Annotated in this window: 13 protein-coding genes; 7 read left to right on the plus strand and 6 right to left on the minus strand. The window is 65.8% G+C overall.

Annotated features, from left to right (window positions below; genetic code table 11):
- Positions 1–187, minus strand: a 187-nt coding sequence (locus tag ACFDR9_RS24065) for a hypothetical protein (protein ID WP_409032595.1), incomplete at its 3' end; no start/stop codon positions are given.
- A gap of 212 nt (positions 188–399) precedes the next feature.
- Between ACFDR9_RS24065 and ACFDR9_RS24070 the strand changes: the two genes are divergently transcribed.
- Positions 400–777 (plus strand): nucleotide pyrophosphohydrolase, encoded by a 378-nt coding sequence (locus tag ACFDR9_RS24070; protein ID WP_409032596.1) that lies wholly within the window; start codon positions 400–402, stop codon positions 775–777.
- A gap of 223 nt (positions 778–1,000) precedes the next feature.
- Here the strand turns inward: ACFDR9_RS24070 and ACFDR9_RS24075 are convergent, their stop codons facing one another.
- The 3 genes from ACFDR9_RS24075 to ACFDR9_RS24085 form a co-directional block, all read right to left on the minus strand.
- Positions 1,001–3,229: a DEAD/DEAH box helicase gene (locus ACFDR9_RS24075; protein ID WP_409032597.1), complete on the minus strand. Its 2,229-nt coding sequence runs from the start codon at positions 3,227–3,229 to the stop codon at positions 1,001–1,003.
- Between the two features lie 204 nt (positions 3,230–3,433).
- The gene (locus tag ACFDR9_RS24080) at positions 3,434–3,850 is read right to left on the minus strand and encodes an SRPBCC family protein (protein WP_409032598.1); all 417 of its coding nucleotides are present in this window, start codon (positions 3,848–3,850) and stop codon (positions 3,434–3,436) included.
- A gap of 212 nt (positions 3,851–4,062) precedes the next feature.
- On the minus strand, positions 4,063–7,158 hold the full coding sequence (locus tag ACFDR9_RS24085) for a DUF6701 domain-containing protein (RefSeq protein ID WP_409032599.1): 3,096 nt from the start codon (positions 7,156–7,158) through the stop codon (positions 4,063–4,065).
- Between the two features lie 218 nt (positions 7,159–7,376).
- On the opposite strand from ACFDR9_RS24085, the gene ACFDR9_RS24090 reads away from it, so the two are divergent.
- The 3 genes from ACFDR9_RS24090 (at position 7,377) to ACFDR9_RS24100 (ending at position 8,871) form a co-directional block, all read left to right on the plus strand.
- Positions 7,377–7,883, plus strand: a complete 507-nt coding sequence (locus ACFDR9_RS24090; protein WP_409032600.1) for a winged helix-turn-helix transcriptional regulator — start codon at positions 7,377–7,379, stop codon at positions 7,881–7,883.
- A 106-nt stretch (positions 7,884–7,989) separates the two neighbouring features.
- Positions 7,990–8,370, plus strand: coding sequence for a hypothetical protein (locus ACFDR9_RS24095; RefSeq protein ID WP_409032601.1), 381 nt, complete (start codon positions 7,990–7,992; stop codon positions 8,368–8,370).
- Between the two features lie 57 nt (positions 8,371–8,427).
- Complete coding sequence (locus ACFDR9_RS24100) at positions 8,428–8,871, plus strand: thioesterase family protein (RefSeq protein ID WP_409032602.1); 444 nt, start codon at positions 8,428–8,430, stop codon at positions 8,869–8,871.
- A gap of 25 nt (positions 8,872–8,896) precedes the next feature.
- Here the strand turns inward: ACFDR9_RS24100 and ACFDR9_RS24105 are convergent, their stop codons facing one another.
- Positions 8,897–9,385, minus strand: coding sequence for a DUF3016 domain-containing protein (locus ACFDR9_RS24105; RefSeq protein WP_409032603.1), 489 nt, complete (start codon positions 9,383–9,385; stop codon positions 8,897–8,899).
- A gap of 467 nt (positions 9,386–9,852) precedes the next feature.
- Here ACFDR9_RS24105 and ACFDR9_RS24110 point away from each other — a divergent pair, with 467 nt between their 5' ends.
- Positions 9,853–11,361 (plus strand): DUF3369 domain-containing protein, encoded by a 1,509-nt coding sequence (locus ACFDR9_RS24110; RefSeq protein ID WP_409032604.1) that lies wholly within the window; start codon positions 9,853–9,855, stop codon positions 11,359–11,361.
- A 116-nt stretch (positions 11,362–11,477) separates the two neighbouring features.
- On the opposite strand, the gene ACFDR9_RS24115 is transcribed toward ACFDR9_RS24110, so the two are convergent.
- On the minus strand, positions 11,478–13,415 hold the full coding sequence (locus tag ACFDR9_RS24115; RefSeq protein ID WP_409032605.1) for a GAF domain-containing protein: 1,938 nt from the start codon (positions 13,413–13,415) through the stop codon (positions 11,478–11,480).
- A 110-nt stretch (positions 13,416–13,525) separates the two neighbouring features.
- Between ACFDR9_RS24115 and czcI the strand changes: the two genes are divergently transcribed.
- Together czcI and ACFDR9_RS24125 are read left to right on the plus strand one after the other, a co-directional pair.
- Positions 13,526–13,873 carry a cation efflux protein, CzcI family gene (gene czcI / locus ACFDR9_RS24120; RefSeq protein ID WP_017877714.1) on the plus strand — a complete coding sequence of 116 codons (348 nt, stop codon included), beginning with the start codon at positions 13,526–13,528 and terminating at the stop codon, positions 13,871–13,873.
- A 94-nt stretch (positions 13,874–13,967) separates the two neighbouring features.
- Positions 13,968–14,414, plus strand: coding sequence for a TolC family protein (locus ACFDR9_RS24125; RefSeq protein ID WP_409032606.1), 447 nt, complete (start codon positions 13,968–13,970; stop codon positions 14,412–14,414).
- Positions 14,415–14,488: the final 74 nt, after the last annotated feature.

The raw sequence follows: 14,488 nt of genomic DNA on the forward strand, positions 1-14,488 counted from the left end.
ACGCAAGCAAGGCCATGGCATGCTTGAGGTTCTGCTCCGGGCCTTCAACGGTAATCCTATCCCGCTTGCCGCATAGCGGCTGAACAGTCACCAAATGCATTAATTTCAATTTGAAAATTTTTCCTTTCCCCATGTTATGGGCAAAAGGCGCCGCCTCATGCAACCCGACCCGGAGCGGATTTGACATATCTCATGCTTCATTCAATCACCAGCAAGTCCGCGCCGGCGCGTTCAATGTTCCCGGCAGGAAAATCAAAGATATCCCAGTTGAAACTGCGGCCATCTGCGCTGGGTCAGTAAAACGCCGGGTATCGTCGCGCCGCGCAACGGCCGCCGCCGGTGCTAACATGGCCGCACGGGCGGCGGCGGGGGCCGCGCCCGCTCAATGGAGGGATGGGCATGGACAACGCTGGCGACACGGGGGGGCGGATCGACAGCCTGGTCGAATTGCGCGAGCTGATCCGCGGCTTTGTCGCCGAACGCGACTGGGACCAGTTCCACACGCCGAAAAACCTGGCGATGGCGCTCTCGGTCGAGGTGGCGGAACTGGTCGAGCACTACCAATGGCTGCCGAGCGGCGCCGACGCCGAGCTCGACGACAAAAAGCGCGCCGGGATACGCCATGAAATGGCCGACATCCTGGTCTACCTGATACGCCTGGCCGACAAGAGCGGCGTCGACCTGCGCGCCGCCGTGCTGGAGAAAATGCAGTTGAACCGGGAGAAATACCCGGCCGAGCGGGTCCGCGGCGACGCCCGCAAGTATTCGGAGTACTGAGGCGCCGGTTGCGCGACAAAAAAGCCGCGGTGCTCGCCTTGGCGCGCGGGGCCTGGCCCCAGGGTTACGCCGTTGGTTTTGAAGCGCAACGCGCTGCTCTAGGCCAACGTTGTCGGATTACGCCCAACGGGCTAACCCGACCTACGAAATCACGCATACGTTGACCGAAAAAAAGGGACCGCCTTGGCGGTCCCTTCTTGTTTATCCCATCCCGCCAAGCGGTTTAGCCCGGCTTGAAGGTCTTGCGCGGCGCTTTCTTGTCAAACGAGCGCGGCGCGAAGTCGCTTTTCGGCTTGAACGCCTTCTTCGGCGCCGACATCGGCGCCGAGCTGCCGTCGTCGAGGCTGATGTCCAACTTCTTGCCGGCAACCCATACCGACTTCAAGTGGTCGAGCACGTCCGGCGGCATGCCTTCCGGCATTTCCAGCACGCTGTGGTCGTCGAAGATGTCGATGCGGCCGATGTGCTTCGCTTCCAACTGCGCCTCGTTGGCGATGGCGCCGACGATGTTGCTCGGCGTCACGGCGTGGTTGCGGCCCACTTCGATGCGGTAGGCGATCATGCCCGGCTTGCCTTTGGACTCCTTCTTGGCGCGCGCTGGCGCGGCCTCGGCGGCGGCCGGCGCTTCCCTGCGCGCGGGGGCCTCGTCGAACGACTTGGCCGGCGCGGCGCGCTTCGGCGCCTCGTCGAAGGCCTTGGCCGGACGCGGCTTCGGCGCGGCGGCCGGCGCCGGGTTCGGCGCCTCGCCGTCGCGGCTGATGCGCAACTGTTGGCCGGCAACCCACACGCCTTTCAACTGGTCCAGCAATTCGTTGGGGATCGTGTCCGGCAAGTCCAGCACGCTGTAGTCGTCGTAGATTTCAATACGTCCGATATGCTTCGAATCGAGGCCGGCTTCGTTGGCGATGGCGCCGACGATGTTGCCCGGCTTGACGCCGTGGGCGTGGCCCACTTCGATGCGGAAGGTTTGCATGCCGGCGTCGGCCGGACGCACGACGCGTTCCTTTTTCGGGAAGGCCGGACGCTCGGCGCGCTCGTTGCGCTCGAAACGCTCGTTGCGCTCGGGACGGTCGAAGCGCTCCTGGCGCGCCGGCCGGTCGTCGGCCCACGAGGCCGCCGCGGTTTGGGCTTTCTTGTCGAGCAACAAAGGCGTGTTGCCGCGGGCCATTTTCGCCAGCGCGGCGGCGATTTCGATCGCCGGGATGTTCTGTTCGCGTTCGAAATCCTCGATCAGCGACTGGAACTGCTCCAGCTCGCCCAGCGCCAGCGTTTCGGTGATCTGTTCCTTGAACTTGGCGATGCGCACGTCGTTGACGGCCTGTATCGTCGGCAGTTCCAGCATGCCGATCGGCTGGCGGGTCGAACGTTCGATGGCCTTCAGCAGGTTTTTCTCGCGCGGCGTGATAAACAAAATCGCCTCGCCGCTGCGGCCGGCGCGGCCGGTGCGGCCGATGCGGTGGGTATAGCTTTCCGGATCGTGCGGCACGTCGTAGTTGACCACGTGGCTGATGCGCTCGACGTCCAGGCCGCGGGCGGCGACGTCGGTGGCCACCAGGATGTCGATCTTGCCATCCTTCAATTGCTGGATGGTGCGCTCGCGCTGGGCTTGCTGGATGTCGCCGTTGATGGCGGCGGCCGAGAAGCCGCGCGCCTGCAACTTACCGGCCAGTTCCTCGGTGCCCAGCTTGGTGCGGGCGAAAATGATCATGCCGTCGAAGGTTTCCGCTTCCAGGATGCGGGTCAGCGCGTCGAGCTTGTGCATGCCCGACACCAGCCAGTAGCGCTGGCGGATGTTGTCGGCGGTGCCGGTCTTGGCGGCAACCGTCACTTCGGCCGGATTTTGCAGGTAGGTGGTGGCGATGCGTTTGATCACCGACGGCATGGTGGCCGAGAACAGCGCGGTCTGGCGGGTGTCCGGCGTTTCTTGCAGGATGCGCTCAACGTCGTCGATAAAGCCCATGCGCAACATCTCGTCGGCCTCGTCCAGCACCAGCGTCTTCAACTTCGACAGGTCGAGCGAGCCTTTGTCGAGGTGGTCGATGACGCGGCCGGGGGTGCCGACGACGACGTGCACGCCGCGGCGCAGCGCCGACAGTTGCGGGCCGTAGCTTTGGCCGCCGTAGATCGGCAGCACGTGGAAGCCGGGAATATGCTGGGCATACACCTGGAACGCCTCGGCCACCTGGATCGCCAGTTCGCGCGTCGGCGCCAGCACCAGCGCCTGCGGCGTGGTTTGCTTGAGGTCGATGCGCGACAGGATAGGCAGCGCGAACGCGGCGGTTTTGCCGGTGCCGGTTTGCGCCTGGCCCAATACGTCGCGGTTAGCCAGCAACAAAGGAATGGTTGCCGCCTGGATAGGCGACGGTGCTTCGTAGCCGACGTCTTTCAGCGCGCGCACGAGCGCGTCGCTGAGATTGAGGTCGGAAAATAGGGAAATAGGTGTGTCGGACATGAATTCACTCACAAGTTCGCTCGAATCGCCCAATGCGAAAGAATGCTGTATACAGTTTACTCTGTACTGGCGCGGCCCGGGCGGAACCGGACCAGAGATTGCCAACTTTTACGCGTAAAAGACAGAAAAATCGGGGAATCGACGGCCAAATCGCCAAATACTGAACTATTCGTCACTGTTTCCAGCGTCCCCGGCCGCTTGCCGTCAAATGCCCATCAGCCGCCGCAAATCGACGAAGGCGCTCTCGTACAAATGCTGGAACACGTCGACCATGGCCTCCTCGACGCCCTCGACGGCGTCGAACTGGCTCGACCATTCGACGCTGCACTCGGCGGCGCCGTCGTCGCCGAGCACCCTCAAGGTCGAGTGGTAATTGCTCACCGGAATAGGGCCGGAGACGATGCTGTAGCTGTACTCGCGCTGCGCCTCGCTAAAGCTCTGCAGGCGCTCGGCGATGACGGCGCCGTCGGTGGTCTTCAGGCGGCGCACGCGTCCGCCCTGCTCCGGCAGGCTGCTTTTGATCGAGCTGGACCACTCGGCCAGCGCGTGGAAGCCGCCGATGAACTCCCACACGCGCGCGGCCGGTGCCGCCAATGTCACAGAAACGCTTACTTTGGCCATCTTTATTCCCACATATTATTGTTCAAGCGGGCGCCAGGGTCGTGCTGTTGTAGCCTGCTGGCGCCCATCCGGGCAGGACATTACCATAAACACCCCAGCCCTGCCCGGCCCGGCCCGGCGGGCCGGCTACAGGTTCTCGGCCAGGTCCATTCGGAGGTAACGCTCATGGTCGGGTTCCGGTGATGGTGAAGACCATGCCTTGCGCGACGGCTTTAATACAGCTCGCGCAGATAAATGATCGGCCCGGCCTTGTAGAGGCCGAACGTGGCCTGCGCCGGGGCGCTCGGCAGGTATAGACTGCTCGGATTGCCCGGCGACAGGAAATTGATGATCGCACTGCCATTGTTGCCGGCGCCGGGGGCCGCCAAGCGCACCCTGGCCTCGCCGCCGGTGAAGGGCTGCTGGCCGGCCGGGCCGGCCAGCAGCACCGCCTTGCACTTGCTGGCCGCGGCCGCGTTGTACAGGTTCTTCGTGCAGGCGCTCAGACTCAGCGCGCTCGGCGTCAAGGCGCTGCTGTCGGCAAGGTTGGTGATCCAGGCGCCGGCGGCGTTGCGCAGTTGCGCGCGCACCGTGATCGTCATCGGCAACAACTCGGAACCGTAATTGTTCGGGATCAGCATGCGCCCGCTGACGACGGTCAGGCCGGCCTCGGCGCTGTCGCTGGCGACGGCGCGCAGCGAGCTGGCGCGGTCGCTGTCGATGGCGCGGAAAAACACCTTGCTGGGCAGCGCGGTGATGGCCGGGTAGACATAGGTCTGGGTCGCCCGCGCCTGGCCCAGCACGAACAACGACGACGCCATTGGCGCCCCGGCGCCGGCCGCGTAACGCGGGTCGCCGGCGGCGTTCTGGTTGGTGCCGCCGTTGGCCAGCCAGCCCGTCAACAGAACTTGCTTGGCCAGGTTGGTGCCGGCGGGGTTGGCGGGGCTGGCGGGGCCGGAATAGTTCCGCGTAACGATACCGTCGGCGTTCAAGGCCCGCACCTGCAAGCCGAAGCCCTGGCTGGCGTAGGCGAAGCCGTTGAGCGGAGCGACGCAGTTCAACACCCCGGCAATGCAGGTCATCGGCACGCCCGCGGTCAACGCGCCGGCCGGCAGTACCAGGGTGTCGAAACGGTCGGGAATGAAGCGCCCGACGTTGCCGCTGCCAGTGTCCGCGTTCAGCAGTTTGCCGGCGGCGTCCAGCGTCGGCGCGCCGGCGCTGCCGAGGTAACCGTTGCCGTTGGCGACCTTGGCGCTCAGCTTGATGGCGCCCACTTCGCTCCAGGCCAGATCGCTGACCGTCGCCGTGCCGGCGCCGAAGGACGGCGCCAGGTTGCCGCTCAAGCCGCCGTAGCCGGTAGCCGGCGCCGGCAGCCCCTCCGTTGCCGCCAGGCTCACCGTTTGCCTGGGCGTCTCCGCGCCAAAGTTGCCGGTGGTGGCGCCGTTGACGTTGCGCGCCGTGATCGTCGCGGAAAACGCCTTGCCGGCTGTGGTGAACACGGCGCCGGCGACGCTGGGGCTGGCGGCGCTCTGCGCGTCGACTGCGGGCGTGGCGCCGTCCCAGACCTTGTCGAATGTGAGCGTCGCCGGGGCCACCACGAAGGCGGCCGAGCCGCGCATCAGCAGCCCGGCGTCGCCGCCCGCGGCGCTGCCGCTGTAGACGGCGTTGACGCTGATGCGGCCAACGTCGGCGTACTTCCAGCCGGCGCTGGCCACGCCGCCGGCGTCGAAATGCAGCGGCGCCGCGACGCTGCCGGCGCCGCAGGCGATGGCCGTGCCGGCGAGCAATGCCTTGACGCCGCTGGTGGCGGGGTTGTCGTACACGCAGCTGAGGTTGACGACCTTGTCGGCATTGGCGAACATCGGCACGCAAGCCTGGCGGTCGCCGGACGCTTGCACCGCGCTGACCGAGATGCCGACCATGCTGTCGGCCCGGTGGTGGGGGATGCCGAGCACCAGGGCGGCGTCCGAGAATTCCATTATGGATTGTTTGGCGGGGTCGGAGGTGGCGGCGTTGACGCAGGTGGCCGGGTTCGACAGCGCCGCCGGGTTCGACTGCGCCGCCAGCGTGGCCGCGCCGCTGGTGAGCCGGCGCACCGTGGCGGCGCCGCTGACGCCGCTGGCGTCGAGCGTGACGGCCTGCCCGCCCGGCGTCAGCGTCACGCTCGGCTTGCCGCTGTAGTGCGGCGCGCCGCAGGCGGCGTTGGCGCAGGCCGTCAGCGTTACCGAACGCGCCTGGCAGGTCAGCGCCGTGCCGGGGTGCGTGATGAGGATGTGGTGCGGCCCGGCCGGCGCCGGCGCGGCGCAGCTCGGCCCCCTCGGCGTGCTGGAGGCGTCGTAGCCGCTGTCGTTGGTGACGCAGTTGCACGGCGCGTCGACGGTGCCGCCGTTGCAGGTGATGGTCTTGGCCACCCGCCCGTGCCTGCCCAGCGTGATTGCGTCCACCGTGGCGTTGCCGCCGATATAGGCGCCCGCCGGTTCCAGCGTGACCCTGCCGGCCACAACGTCGCCCGAAATCGCGTCGCCCGAGCCGAGCGTGAGCGACGTCGACGCCGTGACGTTGCCGTTGACCACGACGCCGGAGGGGTGGACGTCGACGACGGGCGACACCAGGTTGCCGTTGACGGTGTTGTTGGCACCGACGCTCAGCTTGGTCGAGGCCGTCAGGTTGCCGTTCACCGTGCTGTTGGCGGCGTTGATGTCGATCGTCGCCGCCGTCACCGCGCCCCGCAGCGCGCTGCCCGAGGCCAGCGTGAACGCGCCGCGGGCGCTGACGTTGCCGCTCAGCGAAGACTGCGCCCCGGTGCTCACGTCGGCGCCCGAGATGGCGCCGACCACGGTCGCGTGCGAGGCGATGTCGACGTTGCCGACGGCGCTCAGGCTACCGGTCACCTTGGTCGCCGAGCCGCTGCCGATCTTGATCGTCGTGGCGGCGATATTGGCGACGATGCTCTGCGCCTGCGCGCCCATGCTGAAGGTGCCGCCCCGGGCGGTCAGCGTGCCGCCGCTAATTTGCAGGTTGTCGGTTTTAACGCCGCCGATGTCGAGGTTGCCGTTCACCGTCAGCGCGGCGCTGCCGCTCATGACCAGGCCCTGGTGGAAGCCGAAGTCGAAGGAGCCGGCCGCCACCGTCACCGCGTAGCCGCCGGCGATGGTCACGACGTCGTTCTGGCCGCCCAGCGCCAGCGTGGCGCAGGTGTAGGCATTGCCCGCCAGCGTGCACGAGGCCACCGGGGCGCCGTTGAAAGAGAGGTTGCCGGCCCGCGTAGGCACGGCCAGGCCGAGCAGCGCCAAGCCGGCCAAAAAAAATATAGCACGGGCAATGTTCATGTCCGATTATAGGGCTGTTTCGACGCCGCGCGCAGCGCCGCCGCCGCCGCCGGCAATAAATGCCACCCGACAATACTATGCCGCTTGCCGGGGCAGCCAATACATTCCTGACAATAACATTATCCGTACGCCAATTCAGCCGCGCGCGGCCTGTCAAACGAACGTGAGCGGCGCCGCGGGAACCGTTAAAATCGCATCCTCACACTGCAGGAGTCAAGATGAACTGGTCGGAAATTGGCGATACGCTGTGCCCCATCGCGCGCTGCCTGGCGGTGGTCGGCGATCGCTGGACCATGCTGATCATGCGCGAACTGTTCTTTGGCAACCAGCGTTTCGACGGCCTGCAAGCCCAGACCGGCATGTCGCCGCACCTGTTGTCGACGCGCCTGAAGCGGCTCGAGGGCGACGGCGTCCTGGCGCGCGAGGTCTACCACGCCAAGCCGCGGCGCTACCAATATTGCCTGACCGCCAAGGGCGAGGACCTGTTCCCCATCGTGCTGACGCTGGCCGGCTGGGGCGACAAATGGGGCGAACTCGATCCGGCGCTAGCGGCCCTCAACGTGGTGCACCGGCACTGCGGCAAGCGGCTCGAGATCGCGCTGGCCTGTAGCGATTGCGGCGAGCAATTCGACGGCGCCGACCTGGACATGACCTTCGGCGTCGCCTACGACGCCGAGCGCGCCGGGCGCGCCGCCAACTTCCAGGCCAACAAGGTGCGCGACTAGGCCAAGCGGGTGCTGCCAACCCAAGCCGGCCGCGCTGAACTAGGCTACGCCGCATAGGTCTACTCCTAGGCGAACCGCCGTTCGCCATCGTCCCGCGGAGCCTGCCATGTCCAACCCGAACCCCGCCGTTTTTGCCCCCGCCGCCCGCGCCGCCATGGCCCGGCTGGTCCGGCGCTTGCCGCACCTGCTGCCGTTCGCCGTGCTGCTGCCGGCGCTGACCGCCTGCGGCGGCGGTGGCGGTGGCGGTGGCTACCTGTATTCCGACTATTGCGGCGGCTCGCTGAGAAGCTTGGTGTACCGCAACGGCGAGGTGAGCGACTGGCCGGTCGCCGACATCGGCAACGTCGTCTGGTTCGGGCAGGACGGCCAAAACGAACTTTATACGTTGAGCGCGGCCGGCACCGTCTACCGCATCGTGCGGGGCCGTGAGCGGGGAAGGGGGCCAGGCCGGGCATTTTTCCCGGCGCCGCCGAAAGCGAGGCGCTAGAATTGCGTGTTACGCGTACGCATCGCGCCGCGCGCCGCCCACGCTCACGAGGACAACATGGCCCGTTTACAACTTGAATTTCCCGAAGATCAATATTGTTATTCGTCGCAACTGACGGTGCGGGTGACCGACATCAACGGCGCCAACCACCTCGGCAACGATTCGATGATTTCAATGATATCGGAGGCGCGCGCGCGTTTCCTGTTTGAATTGGGCGTGCGCGAAACCGAGAACGACGGCACCGGCATCATCGTCACCGACCTGGCCACCACCTACAAGGCGGAGGCGCACGCGCGCGACCAGTTGCTGTTCGAGGTGGGCGTGATGGACTTTAACAAATACGGCGGCGACATTACCTTCCGCGTCAGCCGTCCGCGCGACCAGGCCTTGATCGCGATGGCCAAGTCGGGCTTCGTGTTTTTCAACTACAAGACCAGCCAGGTGGTGCCGATGCCGGACGAGTTCCGCGCCAAGTTCCCGCAGGTGAACTGGATGGACTGAGGCGCCGCGCGCGGCGGCGGCAGCGCTAGCCGCGCGGCGCGGCCTTGAACTGCTTGGCGAACCAGTCGTCGATCATGCGCTTTTCATAGCGCAAGCGGTCGCCCGACGCATAGCGGTTGAGCTTGTCCATATACGCCATGTCGGACAACTTCGCCTCGCCGCTGTCCAGTACCTGACCGTTCGACTCCAGCGTATAACGCAAGCTGATGCGCGGCCAATCGGCGCCGCCGCGCAACACCCGGATCTCGTCGGCGGTCCGGCCGGTCCGCTCTTCCCGGCCCGCCAAGTCGATGTCGCGGACCTCGACGTTCAGGTTCTGGCCGGCCGGCAAGCGCTTGCCCAGAATAAGGAAATGCGCGCTCAACTCCTTGAGAATCCGCTCGCGCTCCGCTATCGAGAACGGCAGGTCGGAAAATTTTTCCGGCTGGGTGTAGCTGACGCTCACGGCCGCCCAAGCGCCGCCGCTGAGCGCCAGCGCGCACGCCGCCAGCATGGTTCGAGAAAATACGCGCATGATCTGTCCTTTCAAATGGAAGCGGCGGCACAGGCCAACGCCGACCGTCAAGCGACTATAGGCCTTTCCCCGTCCCTTGGCAGCATAAGCAATATTTTGTTACGTCTGTCGCCTCCTGGCATCTGATCGGCAAGCAAAATATTTTTCCCAAAAGTTACAAACATTAACAAAAACAAAGTATTGTTTCGTATGCACGGATATTTACTATTAAACACGACAAAATACGGCCACCGCTGGTTATTTATTGCAATTCGGCAGTTTTTTTTCGTCAGCCGGCCCGCGCCCCGCGTGTTGCCCTGATGCCTCACGCAGGTTGTATTGCTTGTTGTTAATAGTTTGATGTCAGTCTACAATCGATTACATGCGCCCTGAACCCGCGCAGCGCCGCTGCGGCTTCGCCGGGTAAACACCGCGCCGGCCGCGTCGTTAGCATTGCGTTAGTTGTGCCTTTTTGCGGAACTCGCCCTATGTCCTTTTTGTCTTCAGCAACGCCCAAGTTAGCTCCGTGGAAAATTTTGCTGGTCGATGATGAACCCGACATCCATGACATCACCAAGCTCACCCTCACCCGCTTCCGCCTGGACGGGCGCAGCCTGAGTTTTGTACACGCCTATAGCGGCGCCGAGGCCAAGGAAGTGTTGGCGCGCGAGAGCGACATCGCGCTGGTGTTCCTCGACGTCGTCATGGAAAAAGAGGACAGCGGCCTGGAAGTGGCGCGCTGGATGCGCGAGGAACTGGACAACCAGTTCACCCGCATCGTGCTGCGCACCGGCCAGCCGGGCCAGGCGCCGGAGGAGCGCGTGATCGTCAACTACGACATCAACGACTACAAGGAAAAGACCGAACTCGACCGCACCAAGCTGTTCACCACCACCTTCGCCGCGCTGCGCGCCTACCGCGACATCATGAAGGTCGAGGAAGCCCGCCTGGCCCAGCTCAACTACCGCGAGGGCCTGGAACGGGTGATCGCCGCGTCGGCCCACATCTTCCAGCAACGCAACCTGCGCGACTTCGCCAGCGGCCTGCTGCAGCAAGTGGTGGCCCTGCTGCGCCTGGAGACGAGCATGCTGCTACGCCTGCGCGGCGCCAGCGCCATCAGCGGCGAGCAAGACTACGAGGTGCTGGCGCGCATCGGCGAGCCCGAGGACGGCGCCATGTTGAGCCCGGAGCTGCTGGCGCAACTCGACGACGCCAAGAGCAACAAGATTTCGCGCCTGCACGGCGACACCTACGTCGGCTACTTCCCCAACAGCAGCGGCAAGGCCTCGCTGCTGGTCTTGAAGGGCGTCGAGGAAATCTCCGAAATCGACGCCAAGCTGCTGGAAGTGTTTTGTTCCGGCGTCGCGATCGCCTTCGACAACATCCTGCTGACCCAGGAAATCACCGACACCCAGGCCGAATTGATTTTGCGCCTGGGCGACGTCGTCGAATCGCGCTCGAACGAGGCCGGCAACCACGTGCGGCGCATGTCCGAGGTCTGCCACTTGCTGGCGCAGGCGTCCGGCATGCCGGAGGAAGAGACGATGGTGCTGCGCCACGCCGCGCCGATGCACGACATCGGCAAGATCGCCACGCCCGACGCGGTGCTGCTCAAGCCGGGCAAGCTCGACGCGGCGGAATGGGAAATCATGAAGCAGCACCCGGCGGTCGGCCTGTCGATCCTGGACGGCTCGCAGCGGCCGATCTTGAAGGCGGCGGCCGTGATCGCCCACCAGCACCACGAAAAATTCGACGGCAGCGGCTACCCGCAGGGCCTGGCCGGCTATGCCATCCACCTGTACGCGCGCATTGTCGCGGTGGCCGACGTGTTCGACGCGCTGATGCACAAGCGCTGCTACAAGGACGCCTGGCCGGTCAGCGAGGTCGTCGACCACCTGCGCGAAGTGAGCGGCCACCACCTCGACCCGGTCTACGTCGAGCTGCTGATCCAGAACATCGACAAGGCGCTGGCGATCAACGAGCGCTTCCCCGACTGAGCCGGTAGCGCCGCGCCGCTAAGTCCAGGGTTTTCGTGGGTCGGGTTAGCCGGCACGGCGTAACCCGACTGGCGTCGGATTACGCCTCCCGCCAACGCCTTGGGGCCTGCGTTTTTCTAGCGGCGCGAACGCGGGAAGCGCAGCTGGTATTGCAGCCCGCGGCCCGGCGCGCTGTCGGCCTTGACGCTGCCGCCCAGCGCGCCCGTCACCAGGTTGTACAGGATGTGCGCGCCCAGGCCGCTGCCGCCGGAGCCGCGCTTGGTGGTAAAGAAGGGGTCGAACAACTGGCCCAGCGTGGCCGCGTCCATGCCGGCGCCGTCGTCGCCGTAGTCGAGCCGCACGCAGTCGCCGTCGTAGCGCGCGGCGATGCGGATGGTCCCGGGCATGTCCTGCGGGAAGCCGTGCACCAGCGAGTTGACCACCATATTGGTGACGATCTGCGACACCGCGCCGGGGAAGCTGTCGAGCTCCATATCCGCCGGGCAGTCGACCACGACCTCGATCGGCTTGCCCTTTAACTTAGGTTGCAGCGACAACAGCACCTCGCCCAGGTAATTGTTCAGGTTGAAATGGCGGATATTGTCCGACGACTGGTCCACCGCCACCTGCTTGAAGCTGCGCACCAGCGCCGCCGCGCGCTGCGTGTTGGTGGTCATGATGCGCAGCGTCTGGTCGATGATGTCGAAGAACTGGTTCAGGCCGTCCTCGTTCAACTCGCCCGCCGCCATCTCCTCCCGGGTCAGCTTCAACTCCTGCACCAGGTGGCTGGTGGCCGTCACGCAAATGCCCAGCGGCGTATTGATCTCGTGCGCCACGCCGGCCACCAGGCGGCCCAGCGAGGCCAGCTTTTCCTGCCGCACCAGCTCCGACTGCGCCTCGCGCAGCGCCGTCAGCGCGTCGTTCAGCGCCGCGTTCTGCTCCTCCAGCGTGTCCTTGGCGCGGCGTATCGCGCGCTCCGCCTGCATGCGCGCGATCGCCACCGCCACGTGGCTGGCCATGAACGCCAGGATGTCCAGGTCGGCCTGGCTGTAAAGCACCGACTGGTCGTAGCTTTGCACGATGATCACGCCGTAGGCTTGCTCGCCCAGCAGCATCGGCGCGCCCATCCAGCTGGCGATGTTGACGTCGCCCAGCGGCTCGTCGATCTGGCCGCCGGCCGCCAGCGCCGCGTAGGCGCCGGCGTCGAGCAGGCAGGCTTGCTTGCGCTCGAGTACATAGGAACTCATGCCGATGCCGTAGCGGAAGCGCTTGACCGGCGCCTGCAGGTCCTTTTCATCGACGAAATACGGAATGCTGATGTCCTTGCCCTCCGGGTGGTACAGCGCGATCAGGAAGTTTTTCGCGCTCACCAGGCCGCTGATGATACGGTGCAGCTGCACGTACATCTTATCGGCGTCCCAGGCCGACGCCGACAGGTTGGCGATCTCGTACAGCGCGTGCTGCAGCGCCTCGGCGCGGCGCCGCTCGGCCACCTCGTGCGCCAGCGAGGCGGTGCGCTCCTGCACCGCGCGCTCGAGCCGGTCGACGCTCTGCATGCCCTGCAAGGCGCTGGAAACGTGGCTGGCGATCAGCTCGAACAGCGCCTGGTTTTCCTTGGAAAAGGTGTGCCGCGTGTCGTAGCTCTGGATGACGATGGCGCCCAGCACCTGGTGCTGCCGGTCGAACAGCGGACAACCCATCCAGTGCTCGGCCGGGGTACCGCCGCCCCAACTGGCGCCGTCGATTTCCCTGGCCGACTCCTGCTCGGCCGTCATCACCAGCCGGCGCCGGTTCAACATCACCCAGGCCGTCGGCGACTGCTCCGGCGTGGCCAGCCGGTGGCCGGCGCGCGGGTCCGGCGCCGGGTCGAACTCGTCGACGAAATACGGGAAGCGCACCAGGCCGTCCTCCTGGTCGCTCAGGGCCACGTAAAAATTGGCCGCGTACATGATGCGCCCCAGCGCCGCGTGCACGGCTTGCAGGAATTCGCTGATATCGCTGCAGGTGCTCGACCGTTGCCCGATTTCCAACAACATGCTTTGCACCGCTTCCAGGCGGCTGAGACGGCTTTCCATCGATTCTTCCCTTATTAATTAATTCATATGGGAAATACTAGCAGGACCAGGGAAGTCTGCGCCAGCCCCATCGCATGCGCCGGCCCGCAATCGATTAAAATAGCCCCCTGATGAAAAAATTCTTCCTGATCCTGCTGCTGTTGGTCTTGCCGCTCCAGATGTCCTGGGCCGCGGCGAGCGCCTATTGCCAGCACGAACAGGACCAGAGCGCCCGGCACCTGGGCCACCACGGCCACGAGCACCAGACCAAGTCGGAGCAGACGCCGGCCAAGAAGGACGCCGGCCAGCCGCACAGCGACTGCAACTTCTGCCACGGCATCGGCCAGGCCAGCTTTCCGGTGACGTCCGGCCTGGCCGCGCTGGCTCCCGGTTCGCTGGCCGTCGCGCCCTGCCCCTTCTTCTACGCCTCCCACATCCCGGACGGCCCCAAGCGGCCCGACTGGCGTTCCGTCGCCTAGCCGACGGGACCGCCACCACACCTGCGCTAACGCCATTTTCTAGCGAAACGAGCTGAGGTCTCGTCGAATCCTTCCCTACTATCCGGAGAATTCGATGCACCGATTTTTATTGCCACTGAGCGTGGCGGTATTCGCCATGCCCGCAGCGGCCGCGACGCCAACGCCGCCTGGCGCGCACGACACGTACAGCGCCGCCGCCGGCCCCGCCGGCGAAGCGGCCGCCGCCCTGACCTTGCCGGCCGCGTTGGCCCTGGCCATGCGGGCCAACCCCGACCTGTCCGCCGCCCGGCACGAGGCGGCGGCGCTGGACGGCGCCGCGCAACAGGCGCGCGCGCTGCCCAACCCGCAACTGCAAACCCTGGTCGAAGACAGCCGCCGCGCCACCCGCAGCACGACCGTCCTGCTCAACCAGACGCTGGAACTGGGCGGCCAGCGCGGCGCCCGCATCGACGCGGCGCGCCACGGCCGGGACGGCGCCGCCCACGACCTGGGGGGGGAAAGGGCCGAAACCCACGCCCTCCTCCACGTCGCCCTTGTCTAGGTGCTTGCCGCGCCAGAAGGAATTCGACTGGCCGAAAGAGCCACCACGCTTGGGTGCCACACCGGCGAAACCGC

The sequence above is a fragment of the Janthinobacterium sp. CG_23.3 genome, assembly GCF_046115965.1.
Classification (GTDB): Bacteria; Pseudomonadota; Gammaproteobacteria; order Burkholderiales; family Burkholderiaceae_D; genus Janthinobacterium.